15 protein-coding genes, 3 tRNA genes and 1 pseudogene are annotated in these 16,247 nt (G+C 68.8%); 10 read left to right on the top strand and 9 right to left on the bottom strand.

What is annotated here, in order from left to right; all coding sequences use genetic code 11:
* Window positions 1-11: 11 nt before the first annotated feature.
* From QQY66_RS22840 to QQY66_RS22820, 5 genes are all read right to left on the bottom strand, one after another.
* A complete protein-coding gene (locus tag QQY66_RS22840) occupies window positions 12-755 on the bottom strand; it encodes an ABC transporter permease (protein ID WP_301987453.1) in 744 nt (247 codons plus the stop codon).
* Between the two features lie 26 nt (window positions 756-781).
* The gene (locus tag QQY66_RS22835; protein ID WP_301982194.1) at window positions 782-1,741 is read right to left on the bottom strand and encodes an ABC transporter ATP-binding protein; all 960 of its coding nucleotides are present in this window, start codon (window positions 1,739-1,741) and stop codon (window positions 782-784) included.
* A 129-nt stretch (window positions 1,742-1,870) separates the two neighbouring features.
* Window positions 1,871-1,943, bottom strand: a tRNA-Gly gene (locus tag QQY66_RS22830).
* An 80-nt stretch (window positions 1,944-2,023) separates the two neighbouring features.
* Window positions 2,024-2,095: transfer RNA gene (locus tag QQY66_RS22825), tRNA-Gly, on the bottom strand.
* Between the two features lie 381 nt (window positions 2,096-2,476).
* Window positions 2,477-2,794 carry an Lsr2 family protein gene (locus QQY66_RS22820; RefSeq protein WP_301987452.1) on the bottom strand — a complete coding sequence of 106 codons (318 nt, stop codon included), beginning with the start codon at window positions 2,792-2,794 and terminating at the stop codon, window positions 2,477-2,479.
* A gap of 279 nt (window positions 2,795-3,073) precedes the next feature.
* On the opposite strand from QQY66_RS22820, the gene purS reads away from it, so the two are divergent.
* From purS to purM, 8 genes and pseudogenes are all read left to right on the top strand, one after another.
* Entirely contained in the window at window positions 3,074-3,337 is a 264-nt protein-coding gene (gene purS, locus QQY66_RS22815) for a phosphoribosylformylglycinamidine synthase subunit PurS (protein WP_217235954.1), read from the top strand.
* Window positions 3,334-4,014: a phosphoribosylformylglycinamidine synthase subunit PurQ gene (gene purQ, locus QQY66_RS22810; protein WP_301982193.1), complete on the top strand. Its 681-nt coding sequence runs from the start codon at window positions 3,334-3,336 to the stop codon at window positions 4,012-4,014. Before purS ends, purQ begins: the two co-directional genes overlap by 4 nt.
* Window positions 4,011-6,293 carry a phosphoribosylformylglycinamidine synthase subunit PurL gene (purL, locus tag QQY66_RS22805; RefSeq protein ID WP_301982192.1) on the top strand — a complete coding sequence of 761 codons (2,283 nt, stop codon included), beginning with the start codon at window positions 4,011-4,013 and terminating at the stop codon, window positions 6,291-6,293. Before purQ ends, purL begins: the two co-directional genes overlap by 4 nt.
* 97 nt (window positions 6,294-6,390) lie before the next feature.
* Window positions 6,391-6,622: pseudogene (locus QQY66_RS22800) on the top strand (ArsR family transcriptional regulator); the annotation flags it as partial.
* Window positions 6,623-7,161: 539 nt separating this feature from the next.
* Entirely contained in the window at window positions 7,162-7,959 is a 798-nt protein-coding gene (locus QQY66_RS22795; RefSeq protein WP_301982191.1) for a maleylpyruvate isomerase family mycothiol-dependent enzyme, read from the top strand.
* Window positions 7,960-8,028: 69 nt separating this feature from the next.
* On the top strand, window positions 8,029-8,916 hold the full coding sequence (locus QQY66_RS22790; protein WP_301982190.1) for an META domain-containing protein: 888 nt from the start codon (window positions 8,029-8,031) through the stop codon (window positions 8,914-8,916).
* A gap of 57 nt (window positions 8,917-8,973) precedes the next feature.
* Complete coding sequence (gene purF / locus QQY66_RS22785; protein WP_301982189.1) at window positions 8,974-10,500, top strand: amidophosphoribosyltransferase; 1,527 nt, start codon at window positions 8,974-8,976, stop codon at window positions 10,498-10,500.
* A gap of 34 nt (window positions 10,501-10,534) precedes the next feature.
* Window positions 10,535-11,611, top strand: coding sequence for a phosphoribosylformylglycinamidine cyclo-ligase (gene purM / locus QQY66_RS22780; protein ID WP_301982188.1), 1,077 nt, complete (start codon window positions 10,535-10,537; stop codon window positions 11,609-11,611).
* Between the two features lie 88 nt (window positions 11,612-11,699).
* Here purM and QQY66_RS22775 read toward each other — a convergent pair whose 3' ends face one another.
* On the bottom strand, window positions 11,700-11,957 hold the full coding sequence (locus tag QQY66_RS22775) for a DUF3073 domain-containing protein (RefSeq protein ID WP_301982187.1): 258 nt from the start codon (window positions 11,955-11,957) through the stop codon (window positions 11,700-11,702).
* 303 nt (window positions 11,958-12,260) lie between these two features.
* Entirely contained in the window at window positions 12,261-13,361 is a 1,101-nt protein-coding gene (locus QQY66_RS22770) for a Glu/Leu/Phe/Val dehydrogenase dimerization domain-containing protein (protein ID WP_301982186.1), read from the bottom strand.
* 221 nt (window positions 13,362-13,582) lie between these two features.
* Here QQY66_RS22770 and QQY66_RS22765 point away from each other — a divergent pair, with 221 nt between their 5' ends.
* Window positions 13,583-14,425 carry a hypothetical protein gene (locus tag QQY66_RS22765; RefSeq protein WP_301982185.1) on the top strand — a complete coding sequence of 281 codons (843 nt, stop codon included), beginning with the start codon at window positions 13,583-13,585 and terminating at the stop codon, window positions 14,423-14,425.
* Window positions 14,426-15,002: 577 nt separating this feature from the next.
* The gene (gene bldC, locus QQY66_RS22760) at window positions 15,003-15,209 is read left to right on the top strand and encodes a developmental transcriptional regulator BldC (protein WP_003949541.1); all 207 of its coding nucleotides are present in this window, start codon (window positions 15,003-15,005) and stop codon (window positions 15,207-15,209) included.
* A 473-nt stretch (window positions 15,210-15,682) separates the two neighbouring features.
* On the opposite strand, the gene QQY66_RS22755 is transcribed toward bldC, so the two are convergent.
* Both QQY66_RS22755 and QQY66_RS22750 read right to left on the bottom strand, forming a co-directional pair.
* A complete protein-coding gene (locus QQY66_RS22755) occupies window positions 15,683-15,874 on the bottom strand; it encodes a DUF6274 family protein (RefSeq protein ID WP_301982184.1) in 192 nt (63 codons plus the stop codon).
* A 263-nt stretch (window positions 15,875-16,137) separates the two neighbouring features.
* Window positions 16,138-16,212 (bottom strand) — tRNA-Asp (locus QQY66_RS22750).
* Window positions 16,213-16,247 lie beyond the last annotated feature (35 nt).

Here is a 16,247-nt window from a genome sequence, read left to right as displayed (position 1 = left end):
GCTCCCGTCCGTCAGTGCCGCGGCTCCCACCGGAACCACCGCCGTACAGCAAACACGGCAACCAGGGTCCAGGCCAGCGCGAGCGTCATGGAGCCGAGCGCCTCGCTGGCCGAGAGCTCCCCGCTCCAGCCGCCCTGCACCAGCTTCATCACCGGCGACAGCGGCAGCAGCTCCAGGACGGAGGCCAGCCGGTCGGGCAGCATTTCCAGCGGGATGGCGATGCCGGAGCCGAGCATCGAGATGAACAGCAGGGGCAGCGTGGTGACCTGCGCGCTCTCCACGGTCCGCGAGTAGCCGGCGGTGACGGCCGCCAGCGCCACACACATCACCACTCCCAACAGCACTCCCAGAACGGCGAGATACACGGCCTTGGGCGCCGGGACATTGAGCAGAGCCGAGCAGCCGACCGCAAGCAGCAGGCACTGCACCAGCCCGATCACCGAGGCCGGCGTCGCGGCACCCGCCAGGATCTCCGAGTCCCGCAGCTCCCCTGTGCGCAGCCGCTTGAGGACGAGTTCCTCACGCCGCGAGGTGAAGACGCCGACCAGCGCCGAGTACACGGCGAACAGCAGCGAGAAACCGATCGCGGCGTTCAGCATCACCAGCCCGACGGTGAGCCCGACCTCCTCGAGTTCCCCCTCCGGAAACGCCGACCGCACACTGATCGGCACCACCAGCGGTACGAACAGCGCCGAGACGAGCGTGGCCTTGCTGCGCCCGAGCAGCGTCAGCTCGGCGCGGGCGAGGGCGGCCATGCGCCCCGCGGGAGTGGTCACCGTACTCACACGTACTCCTTCTCGGCGGCGGGAGCGTCGGACGCCTCCCGGGCGATCCCCAAAAACGCCTCTTCCAGCGAGGCCGGGCGCACATCGAGGCGGTGCAGCTCGACCCCGGCCCGCGCGGCCCACATCAGCACCCCGGTGGCGGTCCGCTGCAGCTCCTGGGTCCGCAGCCGTACGACGCGCCCGTCCACCTCGTGCCCGCTCACCCCCAGCTCACCGAGCGGCGGCAGATCCCCGACGAAGTACCCCATGGGCAACTCGAAGGAGATCCGGGACGGCTGTGACGCCGTCACCTCGGCGGGCGCGCCGGCCGCCGCGATCCGCCCCTCGTGCATGATCGCCAGCCGGTCGGCGAGCTGCTCGGCCTCCTCCAGGTAGTGCGTGGTCAGCAGGACGGTCGTACCGCCCTCGCGCAGCGACCGCACCAACTCCCAGGTGTCCCGGCGTCCTTCGGCGTCCATCCCGGTCGTCGGCTCGTCCAGGAACAGCACCTCCGGGTTGCCGAGCAGCGCCAGCGCGAGATCCAGGCGCCGCCGCTCACCCCCGGACAGCTGCTTCACCCGTACGCCGGCCCGCCGCACCAGCCCGACCAGCCCCAGCGCCTCGTCCACCGGACGTGCCCCGCTCGTGCAGGCCGCCCACATCCGCGCGGTCTCGGCGACGGTCAGCTCGGACGGAAACCCGCCCTCCTGCAGCATCACCCCGGTGCGCGGTCGTACGACGCCCCGATCGGCGTACGGGTCATGGCCCAGCACCCGCACCCGGCCCCCGGCGGGTGCGGCGAGCCCCTCCAGCAGTTCGACGGTCGACGTCTTGCCGGCCCCGTTGGTGCCGAGGAGTGCGAAGAGCTCGCCGCGGGCCACGGAGAAGGTGACACCGCGCACGGCCTCGAACCCGCCCCCGTACACACGCCGCAGGTCGGTGACCTCGATCACGTGCTCGTGTTCGTTTGAGTCCATGCCTTCAGCGTTCCGTCGGACCGGGTCCGGAAGCAGTGCACGCTGTCATCACTCGGCATGACAAATGTCAGGCGAACGCTCGAAGATGCGAAAAGACCCCGGTCGGATCGACCGGGGTCTTCGAAAGAGAGCGGACGACGAGGCTCGAACTCGCGACCTCAACCTTGGCAAGGTTGCGCTCTACCAACTGAGCTACGTCCGCATTGCATCCGACCGGCTCTCACCGATCGGCGCGAGCACCAGCCTACCTGATCCACAGCAGTGGTCCGGACGGCGGTGCAGAGCGGGTGACAGGAATTGCACACTGCGCCTACCCCCTGGAAGGGGGTTGTTCTACTACTAAACTACACCCGCGTGTTTCCGCAGGTTGTGTGCCCTGCGGCGTGCTCCAGACTCTAGCCCATGGATCGGGCTCTCGTCCAAATGGCAGAAGTCGGGGCGCGGGCCGCAAGGACCCGCACCCCGGGGGATGTTCTACTGGCCAAGTGCCCGAGCAGGGCCCGGGCTTGCGTCTCCGCGAGCGCAGACGCGTCCGGTCTTCTGGCGAAGACTGAGGCAGTTGGCCATGCCCCGCAGCAGGGCATCACAGCCCGGCCGGTCTGACGCGGTCACTGCCCGTCCTGACCGGGTCCACCAGCTCAGGGCTGGGTTTGTGCCTTCAGGGCTCGCGCGCCGACACGTCCAGCGTGGCATGAAAAGCCGCCCCGCGTCCGGGGTTTGGCTGGTTTGCCCGGCTCATTGTGCTGCGCTGAATGCCTCGTAGACCTTCTTGGGGATCCGGCCGCGCGCCGGTACCTCCATCTTGTTGGCCTGGGCCCAGGCCCGGACGGCTGCCGGGTCGGGGGCGACCTCGGTCTGCCGGTACGCCTTGCCGGACCGCGACCGCTTCCGGCCGGCCTCCACGTACGGCGCGAGCGCCTTACGCAGTTTCTTGGCATTGGCTTGATTCAGGTCGATCTCGTACGACTTGCCGTCGAGTCCGAAGGCGATCGTCTCCGCCGCTTCTGAACCGTCGATGTCGTCAAAGAGGGTGACCACGACCTTCTGCGCCACGAATATCGGTCCCTTCATGCGGCACTTTGCCAATTCATTTGTACAGTGCCCGGCAATGCATTGTGAAGACCGACTAAATCCTTCCGCGTGTCCGAGCGCAATGGGTATCCGGGTGTCGATCGGAGATCTTTCCCGGAAATTTTCGTGAAGGCGGCTTCCGATGCCGGATCGTGACAGCAGTCACGTAGGAACCTACAAGTCGACGCGCGTAGAAATTTTGTGCGGGTAGTCTGAAGGCACTGTAGGAACCTGCTCAGCACCACAACACCGGGAGTGCCAGTGGCACGCGTCGTAGTCGACGTCATGCTCAAGCCGGAGATCCTCGACCCCCAGGGCCAGGCGGTGCAGCGCGCACTGCCGCGGCTGGGTTTCGAAGGCATCTCGGACGTACGTCAGGGAAAGCGATTCGAACTGGAAGTTGACGGGCCGGTCGACGAGGCCACGCTCGCCCGCATCCATGATCTTGCGGAATCCTTCCTCGCCAACACCGTGATCGAGGACTTCACGGTCAAGGTGGAAGAAGTGGCGGAGGCGGCCAAGTGACCGCTCGTATTGGCGTCGTCACTTTCCCGGGCAGTCTCGACGACCGGGACACTCAGCGTGCGATCCGACTCGCGGGTGCCGAACCCGTAGCTCTCTGGCACAAGGACAAGGACCTTCACCAGGTCGACGCGGTCGTCCTCCCCGGTGGTTTCTCCTACGGCGACTATCTGCGGGCCGGCGCCATCTCCCGCTTCTCGCCGGTGATGGAGACGGTCATCGAGCAGGCGAAGGCCGGCCTCCCCGTCCTCGGCATCTGCAACGGCTTCCAGATCCTCACCGAGGCCCACCTGCTCCCGGGCGGGATGCTCGGCAACGACCACCTCCACTTCATCTGCCGCGACCAGAAGCTGCGGGTGGAGAACGCGGAGACGGCCTGGACCGCCGACTACGAGTCCGGCCAGGAGATCCACATCCCGTTGAAGAACATGGACGGCCGGTACGTCGCCGACCAGTACACGCTGGACAAGCTGGAGGCCGAGGGCCGCGTCGCCTTCCGGTACCTGGACTTCAACCCCAACGGCTCGCTCAACGACATCGCCGGCATCAGCAACGAGGCCGGGAACGTCGTAGGCCTCATGCCGCACCCGGAGCACGCCGTCGAGCCCCTCATCGGGTCCGGCCGCACCGACGGCCTTCCCTTCTTCACCTCGATCCTCAAGAAGCTGGTCAACGCATGAGCCGGACGCCTCTGGACACGGTCGAGCACGCGACCGCGACCCCCGACGTCGAGCTGCCCTGGGCCGAACTCGGCCTGAAGAAGGACGAGTACGAGAGGGTCGTGGAGATCCTCGGCCGTCGGCCCACCGGTGCCGAGCTGGCCATGTACTCCGTCATGTGGTCCGAGCACTGCTCGTACAAGTCCTCCAAGGTCCATCTGCGTCAGTTCGGCGAGAAGGCCCCCGAGTCCGACGCGATGCTCGTCGGCATCGGCGAGAACGCGGGCGTGGTGGACGTCGGCCAGGGCTACGCGGTCACCTTCAAGGTCGAGTCGCACAACCACCCCTCCTACGTCGAGCCCTACCAGGGCGCGGCCACGGGCGTCGGCGGCATCGTCCGCGACATCATCGCGATGGGCGCGCGCCCGGTGGCGGTCGTGGACCCGCTGCGCTTCGGCGCCGCGGATCACCCCGACACCAAGCGCGTCCTCCCGGGCGTCGTCGCCGGCATCGGCGGCTACGGCAACTGCCTGGGCCTGCCCAACATCGGCGGCGAGGTCGTCTTCGACTCCTGCTACCAGGGCAACCCGCTGGTCAACGCCGGTGCCATCGGCGTCATGCGGCACGAGGACATCCACCTCGCGAAGGCGTCCGGCGCGGGCAACAAGGTCATCCTGTACGGGGCCCGCACGGGCGGCGACGGCATCGGCGGCGCGTCGATCCTCGCGTCCGAGACCTTCGACACTGCATCTGATAGTGCCTCCGGCACGGGCAAGCCCTCCAAGCGCCCCGCCGTCCAGGTCGGCGACCCCTTCCAGGAGAAGCTGCTCATCGAGTGCACCCTGGAGGCGTTCAAGGAGAAGCTGGTCGTCGGTATTCAGGACCTCGGCGCGGCGGGCCTGTCCTGCGCGACGAGCGAGCTGGCGTCGAACGGCTCGGGCGGCATGCGCGTCACCCTGGACGACGTCCCGCTCCGCGACTCGACACTCTCTCCCGAGGAAATCCTCATGAGCGAGTCGCAGGAACGCATGTGCGCGGTCGTGGAGCCGGAGAAGGTCGACCGGTTCCTGGAGATCTGCGAGAAGTGGGACGTCATCGCCACCGTCATCGGTGAGGTGACCGACGGTGACCGCCTGGAGATCTACTGGCACGGCGGCAAGATCGTCGACGTCGACCCGCGCACGGTCGCGCACGACGGCCCGGTCTACGAGCGCCCGTACGCCCGCCCGTCCTGGCAGGACGAGCTCCAGGCGGACGACGCGAACAAGCTGCCGCGGCCGGCGACTTCGGATGAACTGAAGCAGCAGGTCCTGAAGCTGGTCGCCTCCCCGAACCAGGCCTCCAAGAAGTGGATCACTTCGCAGTACGACCACTTCGTGCAGGGCAACACGGTGCTGGCCCAGCCCGAGGACTCCGGGATGATCCGCATCGACGAGGCGAGCGGCCTCGGCGTCGCGATCGCGACGGACGGCAACGGGCGGTACGCGAAGCTGGACCCGTACGCGGGCGCGCAGTTGGCGCTCGCGGAGGCCTACCGCAACGTCGCGACGACGGGCGCCAAGCCGCTCGCCGTCTCCGACTGCCTGAACTTCGGCTCGCCCGAAGACCCGGCGGTGATGTGGCAGTTCGCGGAGGCCGTGCGCGGACTGGCCGACGCCTGCCAGCAGTTGGGCACGCCGGTGACGGGCGGCAACGTCTCCCTCTACAACCAGACGGGCGAGGTGGCCATCCACCCGACCCCGGTCGTCGCGGTCCTCGGCGTCATCGACGATGTCGCCCGGCGCACGCCGGTCGCCTTCCAGGAGGAGGGCCAGCTGCTCTACCTCCTCGGCGACACGCGTGAGGAGTTCGGCGGCTCGGCCTGGTCGCAGGTCGTCCACGACCACCTGGGTGGCCTGCCGCCCCAGGTCGACCTGGAGCGGGAACGTCTCCTGGCCGAGATCCTGATCTCCGCCTCCCGCGACGGCATGATCGACTCCGCGCACGACCTGTCCGACGGCGGCCTCGTCCAGGCCGTGGTCGAGTCCGCGCTGCTCGGCGGCAAGGGCGCGCGACTCATCGTCCCCGACGGGCTCGACGCCTTCACCTTCCTCCTCTCCGAGTCAGCGGGCCGCGCCCTCGTCGCCGTACCGCGCTCCGAGGAGGTCCGCTTCAACGACATGTGCGGCGCGCGGGGCCTGCCGGTCACGCGGATCGGTGTCGTGGACGGTGACGCCGTGGAGGTCCAGGGCGAGTTCGCGCTCTCCCTGGAGGAACTGCGCGAGGCGCACGAGGCGACGATTCCGGCGCTGCTCAAGTAGGCACCAGTCGTACGGCTCCGAAGCCCCCGTCCGGTCACCGGGCGGGGGCTTCGTCGTATGTGCCCTTGCACGTAATGACGTAGTTCCGTAATTCAGCGACTTCTGGGCACTGCAAGGGCTCGAGGAACAGCTGGCCGGGCTGGGAGCGGCCGACGCAGGAGTGCTGTTCACCGGCGCCGTACGGCTGCTGACCGGCGAGCAGTACGACTGGCGGCACGGCGTGGTGCACGGCGGCCGAGCTCGCCGAGCCGGACGAGGTGGGCACGACCGGCCGGGGCCGCTACGAGGTGCCGGCGGGGCGGGTCGTGCCGCTGCTGGTGGCGTTGTCCTGGCCGCGATCGCTGGCGAGGTCTGCAGCTGATCCTCAGGCCTACGCCGTACTCATCGTGGCCAACCGCTGGGGCAGCGCCCCGGACAGCCCCCGCACGGCCCGGCCGACCGCATCCCGAGCGAGGGCACGCACCCGGCACGGGTGGGCGCCGCTGCGCCCACCCGTGCCGCCCCAGCGGCACGACTGCCCGCAGCTACGCCTGCTGCCGCGGGAATGGCGCGAACCCCCACGGGCCCGCAGTCGCGTACGGCGGGAAGGGGACGTGTCGGGGGGTGTCCGCCCGCAGCGGCCGGCGTCAGGACACGGCACCTCCCGGCCAACGGCACCCGCCGGTCCGAGGACGGACACCCCCCGCCGCGGCCCCGACCCACAACGCACCGTCAGGCGCTACGCGCACCCCCACCGAATCCGCACAGGCCGCCGCAGGCACCCCCAGCCCAACCGCCAGAGGCAAGCGGCGCGGCATCGGTGTCCCGCGCAACCGCGAAGTCTTCGAAGCACCTACGACGGCACCACGGCCTGCCTAGGCTTGATCACATGCCACCCGCGAAGAAACGCCCCCGCACCTACGACCCCGCCAAGATCCGCGCCGCCGTGCTCGCGCAGTTCGGGAACGTACGGGACGCCGTACGCACGTTGACGCCCGAGCAGCTCGCATTGCCGACGCGGCTGGGGCAGTGGACCGTACGGGAGTTGGTGGCGCACACGGGGATGGCGCCGGCGGCCGTGGTGAGGCTGCTCGACGAACCGGAGCCGACGAAGCAGGACGCGGCGCTGTTCGACTGGCTGCCCGCGATCGCCGACGCCGCCGACGACATCGCCGACACGGCCCGGCTGCGGGCCGAGCAGCACCCGGACCTGGACAGCCATCTCGCGGACATCGAGCGGGAGTTCACCGCCCGCATCGCCGACGAGCCAGACAGCCGGCTGCTCCCCACCAGCGCGGGCGCCCTGACACTGGCCGACTACCTCGTCACCCGCACCGTGGAACTCGTCGTCCACACCGACGACCTGAACGCCGCCGTACCCGGCCTCGGCATCCCGTACGACCGCCAGGCCCTCGCCGCCTGCACCCGCCTCCTCGCCGACGCGCTCGCCGCCAAGGCGCCCGGCGGCTCGACGGAGGTGCGGATCCCGCCGTACGCCGTGGTGCAGTGCGTGGAGGGGCCGAGGCATACGCGCGGCACCCCGCCCAACGTCGTCGAGACCGACCCGCTGACCTGGATCCGGCTCGCGACCGGGCGGGTGGAGTGGAAGGATGCCGTCCATGACGCCAAGGTCAGCGCCAGCGGGGAGCGGGCGGATCTGGGGCCGCTGTTGCCGCTGCTTCGCTGACGGACGGGCACATGACAACAGAGTCATAACGGGGCCGAACCCATCGCCCGTCCCGTGCGTCAAAGAGCCATGAAGCGGACGACGAAGAACATGACGTACGCCGCCGCGGCCCTGGCCGGCACGGCCGTCCTGGCCGCCTGCGGCACGGAGTCCGGCAGCGGCAGTGGCGCGGTCGGCGAGGGCGACACCAAGGACATCTCGACCATCGCGGACACCACCTGGCTGCCCCAGAGCGTGACCGTCGACGGCAAGGAGTACGACCTGCCCGAGGGCGACTCCTTCGAGCTCGAGGACGCGCACATCACCTTCAAGCCCGGCGCGGCCGAGCCCGACGCCGGCGGGGGCGAGTCCGGCGGCACGGTGGGCTGCAACCACTTCGGTGCCGACGTCGAGATCGAGGGCGACACCGTGAAGGTCTCCGACCTCGCGATGACGCTGATCGGCTGCGAAGGAGCCGTTGGGGAGTTCGAGGAGAAGTTCGTCAGCGTCTTCGAGGGCAACCTCAAGGCCGCCATGGAGGAGCGCGACGGCACCAAGATCCTCACCCTGACCAGCGGCAAGGGCGACCGCATCACCCTCCGCGAGGGCACCGCCGAGACCGCCCCCGCACTCAAGGGCACCCGGTGGACGGTCGACACCCTGCTGTCCGGGAAGAGCGACGACTCGGCCGCCGCGTCCCTGCCCGCCGAGGCGAAGGCCCACCTCACCCTCACCAAGAACAACACCGTCACCGGCAGCCTCGGCTGCAACACCTTCAACGGCAAGGCCACCGTCAAGGACGGCACCATCGAGATCGGCCCTCTCGCGACCACACGCATGGTGTGCTCGGAGCCCGTCATGAAGACCGAGCGGGAACTCACCGAAATCCTCTCCGGCAAGGTCTCCTACCAGCAGAAACACAAGTCCCTGACGATCACGGCCGACTCCGGCGAGGGCCTCGTGGCGCGGGCGGAGTAAGCAAGCCCACTCTTCACGAATTCGGACCAGTGGTCGATCTCGCCTACACTCGGTGGCGTGCCACGTGGTGACGGTCGACTCAATCATGATCTGCTCCCCGGTGAGAAAGGCCCCCAGGACGCTTGCGGCGTCTTCGGTGTCTGGGCTCCGGGCGAAGAGGTCGCCAAGCTCACTTACTTCGGGCTCTACGCCCTCCAGCATCGGGGCCAGGAATCCGCGGGAATCGCGGTCAGCAACGGCTCCCAGATCCTCGTCTTCAAGGACATGGGCCTGGTCTCCCAGGTCTTCGACGAGACCTCGCTCGGTTCGCTCCAGGGTCACATCGCGGTCGGTCACGCCCGCTACTCGACCACCGGCGCTTCCGTGTGGGAGAACGCCCAGCCGACCTTCCGCGCCACAGCCCACGGATCCATCGCGCTCGGCCACAACGGCAACCTGGTCAACACGGCCCAGCTCGCCGAGATGGTCGCCGACCTGCCCAAGCAGGAGGGACGCACTCCGCGCGTCGCGGCCACCAACGACACCGACCTGCTCACGGCGCTGCTCGCCGCCCAGGTCGACGAGGACGGCAAGCCGCTGACCATCGAGGAGGCCGCCCACTCGGTCCTCCCGCAGGTCCTCGGCGCCTTCTCCCTCGTCTTCATGGACGAGAACACGCTCTACGCCGCCCGCGACCCGCAGGGCATCCGCCCGCTGGTCCTCGGCCGCCTGGAGCGCGGCTGGGTCGTCGCCTCCGAGTCGGCCGCCCTCGACATCTGCGGCGCCGCTTACGTCCGCGAGATCGAGCCGGGCGAGTTCGTCGCCATCGACGAAAACGGCCTGCGAACGTCCCGATTCGCGGAAGCGAAGCCCAAGGGCTGTGTCTTCGAGTACGTCTACCTCGCCCGCCCGGACACCGACATCGCCGGCCGGAACGTGTACCTCAGCCGGGTCGAGATGGGCCGCCGCCTCGCGAAGGAAGCGCCCGTCGACGCCGACCTCGTCATAGCGACCCCGGAGTCCGGCACCCCGGCCGCCATCGGCTACGCGGAAGCGTCCGGTATCCCCTTCGGTGCGGGTCTTGTGAAGAACGCGTACGTCGGCCGTACGTTCATCCAGCCCTCCCAGACGATCCGCCAGCTCGGCATCCGGCTGAAGCTGAATCCGCTGAAGGAAGTCATCAAGGGCAAGCGCCTGGTCGTCGTCGACGACTCCATCGTGCGCGGCAACACCCAGCGGGCCCTGGTCCGCATGCTCCGCGAGGCGGGCGCCGCCGAGGTCCACATCCGGATCTCCTCGCCGCCGGTGAAGTGGCCCTGCTTCTTCGGCATCGACTTCGCCACCCGCGCCGAGCTCATCGCCAACGGCATGACCATCGACGAGATCGGCACCTCGCTCGGTGCCGACTCCCTGGCGTACATCTCCCTCGACGGCATGATCGAGGCGACCACCATCGCCAAGCCGAACCTCTGCCGCGCCTGCTTCGACGGCGAGTACCCGATGGAGCTCCCGGACCCCGAGCTGCTCGGCAAGCAGCTCCTGGAGACCGAGCTGGCCGCAGGGCCCGCCGCCACGGCCGCGGCCGACGCGATCCGTCGCCCGTAAGCCACGTAGAAACCAACCCGAAAGATCCCAGGCAATGTCTGAGACTCATGCTGCTTCCGGTGCTTCCTACGCGGCTGCCGGCGTCGACATCGAAGCGGGCGACCGCGCCGTCGAGCTGATGAAGGAGTGGGTGAAGAAGACGCAGCGCCCCGAGGTCCTCGGCGGCCTCGGCGGTTTCGCCGGCCTCTTCGACGCCTCCGCCCTCAAGCGCTACGAGCGTCCACTGCTCGCGTCCGCCACCGACGGCGTCGGCACCAAGGTCGACATCGCGCGCCAGATGGGCGTCTACGACACCATCGGCCACGACCTGGTCGCCATGGTGATGGACGACATCGTGGTGTGCGGCGCCGAGCCGCTGTTCATGACCGACTACATCTGCGTCGGCAAGGTCCACCCCGAGCGGGTGGCCGCCATCGTGAAGGGCATCGCCGAGGGCTGCGTCCTCGCCGGCACCGCTCTGGTGGGCGGCGAGACCGCCGAGCACCCCGGTCTGCTCGGCCCGGACGACTTCGACGTCGCCGGCGCCGGCACGGGCGTAGTGGAGGCCGACCGGCTGCTCGGCCCGGATCGTATCCGTACGGGTGACACGGTGATCGCCATGGCGGCCTCCGGTCTTCACTCGAACGGGTACTCGCTCGTACGGCATGTCCTGCTGGACCGCGCGGGCATGGCGCTGGACACCCAGGTCGCCGAGTTCGGCCGCACCCTCGGCGAGGAACTCCTTGAGCCCACCAAGATCTACTCGCTGGACTGCCTGGCGCTGACCCGGACGACGGATGTGCACGCGTTCAGCCATGTCACCGGCGGCGGACTGGCGGCCAACCTCGCCCGCGTCATCCCGGACAGCCTGCACGCGATCGTCGACCGCTCCACCTGGACCCCGGCCCCGGTGTTCGACCTCGTCGGCAAGACCGGCGACGTCGAGCTGCTGGAGCTGGAGAAGACCCTCAACATGGGCGTCGGCATGATCGCGATCGTCCCGGAGGCAGCGTCGGACGTGGCCCTGGCGACCCTGGCCGACCGCGGTGTCGAGGCATGGGTGGCCGGCGAGATCACGGACCGCGGCGACCATGCCACGGGTGCGGAGCTGGTCGGCGCGTATTCACACTGACTGCGCCCCCGGCCGGCGCCTGCGAAGGCAGCGCAAAACCCGGTCCGACGGGTAACCGCTCAGGACCGGGTCAGGCACTGCTCGACAGTCAAGCGCCGCGGCGTTGTTGCGACGTGGGACCGGACTCGTCGTCCTCTTCGTCCTCGTCGTTGTTGTAGAGATCCGCGTACTGCGCGTACGGGTCGTCGTCGTCTTCGTCGTCCTCGAACGGCTCGCCGTTCGGCGGCTGGCTCGAAGTCGAAGCGCCCAGCTCGTTGGCCAGACGCGACAGGTCAGTCCCGCCGCTGTTGTACTTCAGCTGGCGGGCGACCTTCGTCTGCTTGGCCTTGGCCCGGCCGCGCCCCATGGCTCGACCCCCTCGGTGACGGGGCTCGACGGCCCCAGAGTCTCGACACGCGTTCATGATCTGGAACGGACTCTCCGTGGAGAGGCCGGTCCGTAGGGCTTCCACGGTACCTGAGCCCGCGCCCATACGGTACGTCGCCCGCAGCAGCCGCGTGTGCACAGGACCTTCGAGGCGCCCTGTCCTCGCTGGTCAACCGCGATTTTAACCACTTCCTGGCGGTCGACCCGCCGATGGAAGTGAGAGTTCTCTCTAAGTGCCCACCGACGGGTACCGGCCAAACCTCCCGGACCGGCCCGGGCGCACTCAGCGTCCGCGCGCCGTCGCCGCCTCGTGCATCCGCTGCTCGGCGATCCGGTCGGCCGCGGCGGCCGGCGGAATGCCATCTGCCTTCGCACGTGCGAATATAGCCAGCGTGGTGTCGTAGATCTGGGCCGCCTTCGCCTTGCACCGCTCGAAGTCGAAGCCGTGCAGTTCGTCGGCGACCTGGATGACACCGCCCGCGTTCACCACGTAGTCGGGCGCGTACAGGATGTGGCGGTCGGCCAGGTCCTTCTCGACGCCCGGGTGGGCCAGCTGGTTGTTGGCGGCGCCGCACACGATCTCGGCGGTGAGCACCGGCACGGTGTCGTCGTCGAGCGCGCCGCCCAGCGCGCAGGGGGCGTAGATACCGAGCCCGTCGACGCGGATCAGCGCCTCGGTGTCCGGGACGGCCAGCACGGTGTCGTACCGCTCGGTCATCTGCCGTACGGCCTCCTCGCGCACGTCGGTCACGAAGACCTCGGCGCCCTCCGCGACCAGGTGCTCCACCAGGTGGCGGCCGACCTTGCCGACGCCCGCGATGCCGATGCGCCTGGCCCGCAGCGAGGGGTCGCCCCACAGATGCTGGGCGCTGGCCCGCATGCCCTGGTAGACGCCGTACGCGGTGAGGACGGAGGAGTCGCCGGCGCCGCCGTTCTCGGGCGAGCGGCCGGTGGTCCAGCGGCATGCGCGGTGGACGACGTCCATGTCGGCGACGTACGTGCCGACGTCGCACGCGGTGACGTACCGGCCGCCGAGCGAGGCCACGAAACGCCCGTAGGCGAGCAGCAGCTCCTCGGTCTTGTCGCGCTCGGGGTCACCGATGATCACGGCCTTGCCGCCGCCGTGGTCGAGCCCGGCCATGGCGTTCTTGTACGACATCCCGCGCGAGAGGTTGAGCGCGTCGGCGACGGCCTCCTCCTCGGTGGCGTACGGGTAGAAGCGCGTACCGCCGAGTGCGGGGCCCAGGGCGGTGGAGTGGATGGCGATGACGGCCTTGAGGCCGCTGGCTCGGTCCTGGCAGAGCACGACTTGCTCATGACCCCCCTGGTCCGAATGGAACAGGGTGTGCAGTACATCAGCAGGCGCGCCGGTTACGTCGGTCACGGTGGTGACTCCTGGGTAAGTAGCGGCGGTTGGGACGAGCTCCCGTAAGGGTGGCGGGGGCAGCTAGCACGAGATTAGAGCCTCTACGCCCCGCCGACCGCGACGTGCTCAGGATCACCTACTCCCGGAGTACGCCCGTGCGACGATTTGCATAGTTTTCCCGCACGTTTGTGAGCGGGTTTCGCAGGTTTTCCTGGCAGACGGCGGGGGAGGGAGCAGGCGTGCCCAAGGTGTCCTCGGTGATCGTCCCGTACGCGACCTATCTGCGTGTGTACGAACCGCTGGCCGCCTTCCCTGAGCGGGAGCGCGACCACTGGACGCGGTACGCCCGGAGCCCCGACCGTCCCACGTACCAGGACGAACTCCGCCGCGCGCTGGCCGACTTGCTGCCCACGCCGCCCGTTCCGGTGCCGGTGCACGAGAGCCGCGACGCCTTCGTGCTGGAGGTCGACGGGGTGGTCTGCGTCTGCCCCTGGCGCACCCGGCTGCGCGGCTGGCAGGCGCTCGGCGATCTCGCCGAGGAGCTGCCGCCGCCCGTCCTGGACGCGGTCCTGCCGCCCGTCGTACGGCGCCAGGCGGCCCAGGACTACGAGCGCTGGCTGGCCCGCAACCCCGACGCCCGGCCGTGGATCCGCACCTCGACCTGGCAGGTGCCGCTGCACTGGTTCGTGCTGGTCGCGGACGAGGAGCGGCGTTTCGACAAGGGCTCCGGCGAGGTTCCGCCGATGCTGCGCTACCGGACGCCGATGGTGCAGGCCCGGCGGCGGGTGGCGCGGGCGCTCAGGACCCTGAAGGACACCATCGACGAGGGGCCGCTGATCGACGGCCTGCTGGACGTGGGGCGCTGGCTGGAGGAGTTCCATCCGCGCTCGCTGGTCGAGCTGGACTACGGCGGCCTGGTGCACACCCTGCCGCCCGGCGAGCTGGAGGACGACCACTCGGCCGCCGACGTGGCCGAGGGGATCGCGGCGCTGCGGGAGGGGGACGGCGAGGCGGCGGGCGAGGCGTACGGCCGGCTCGTGGAGCGGTGGCGGTCGGTGCGGGACCGGCGGTCGGCGAACTGACATCCGGAGTTTGATCGTCGTTCGGCGATATGACGCCTGACCTGCGGTCGGGGAACTGACGTTTGACCTGACGCCCGTTTTGGGGTTTCGTCCTCGTCCTGAGGTTCCTGAGGTTTCGTCAACATGGGGCGTTGGTCCCGATCCGGGCTTATGTCTCAAGCGTGACGGACCGCACGTACGCGGCCCTTGCCTCCCTTGCCCCTCCTCATGTCAAAATAGGACAAGGAGTCCGGGGAGGACTCCCTCCGTCCTACCGTGTTCCACTGTGGGCGGAATCTCTGCATTGCCTGCTTTGGGGGGTCTTGTGACTCCTGATCGTCCTGTGACTGATCGTCACAGCGGCGTGACTGTCCGCTATGGCATGGTCCATCGGCTTCCGTCGCCGATGAACACCTGGGGGGCAATTCCATCGGTTTGGCCGACGCGGCTGGACAGATGGTGTAGTTGTAGTGCCGAGGACAAGCCGTTCGTCCTATAACCGACTCGACCCGCGTCCGCCATTTCGGGCAACGCGGGTCAAGGTGCAGAATTTAGAGGAAAGAACCGAGAAGGTTCGGTTCTCCCGAGGAGGCCGCTCATGACCGCTCGCACCCCTGATGCCGAGCCGCTGCTGACCCCGGCTGAGGTCGCCACCATGTTCCGTGTGGACCCGAAGACGGTCACGCGGTGGGCGAAGGCCGGGAAGCTTACATCGATCCGCACGCTCGGCGGGCACCGCCGCTACCGCGAGGCGGAGGTCCGTGCTCTGCTCGCGGGCATTCCGCAGCAGCGCAGCGAAGCCTGAACAACTGAATAAACCGGGCAAACCGGCTGGTCCCCCACTGGCCGAGGCGTTCGGAAACCTAGCTCCACCACGACGCGGGTTCTGCCCCAACGGAGCCCACGCCCGAGCTCCACAGAGCTTATGAAGCACATCACAGGGTGCGTCGTCGATCGCGCTGGACTCCGCCGGGTCCAGCGCGATCTTTTTTGTGCCCTGTCGCGAACGGTCCGGCCGGCTCCGTGAGCAGCCTTGTCGGAGTCTGGGGAGGGGTGTCGGATCTCCTGTGTGCGAGCTCTGGGAGATGCCTCAGGCGGGTGCAATTGCACATATTAAATTGAACAGTTGTAGGAGCAGGGTAAGAACCGGGGTTTGAAAAACTCATCCGGTGACACCCGTCACATGCCAGGGTCCTTGTCGCCCCTGTCTCCTGTGCGCTATTGAGCGCCGCACGTTCCAGCGTCCCACCACGGGACCGTCGTCGAGCCGGTCGTTCGTCACGCGGGCGAGGTGCTTTCGTCCTCCACGGCCTCCTGCGGATCCCGGGCGGTCCGTGGGGCCGTGTCCATGGCCAGCCGCAGCAGATGGTGGCAGATCGGGCAGTGGCGCGTCAGATGGCGATAGGAGGAGGCGGCCGCCAGATGCGCACGAAGCAACGCCCGCGTCTCATGCCTGGCCGATGCCGCCATACCCCACCTCCACAGGACCGCCCGAGAAGCGCCCTTGGTTTCTGGGTACCGAGCGATGGAGACGACGTCAAGACAGCGTCAGGGGGGCGCCGCGAAGCAGGGCGGGAGCACGGCAGTATCCGGAGCACAACAAAGCCCAGGTCGGAAGACCCGGGCTTTGAAACGCGCCTTCACCTTGGCAGGGTGGCGAGCGTTGCTGAGGTGCGTGGGGTCATGAAGAAGGCCCGCAGCCTTGTTCGGTGCGGGCCCTGCTCTTCTCACTGCGGTCCTGACGGGATTTGAACCCGCGGCCTCCACCTTGACAGGGTGGCGAGCACTCCAAACTGCTCCACAGGACCTGGTTTCGCGGCACTTGGTGGTGCGTTGTGCTGCG

Source organism: Streptomyces sp. DG2A-72 (assembly GCF_030499575.1).
Lineage (GTDB): Bacteria > Actinomycetota > Actinomycetes > Streptomycetales > Streptomycetaceae > Streptomyces.
Note: the sequence above shows the minus strand (reverse complement) of the source record. Positions and strands in the feature narration are given on the sequence as shown.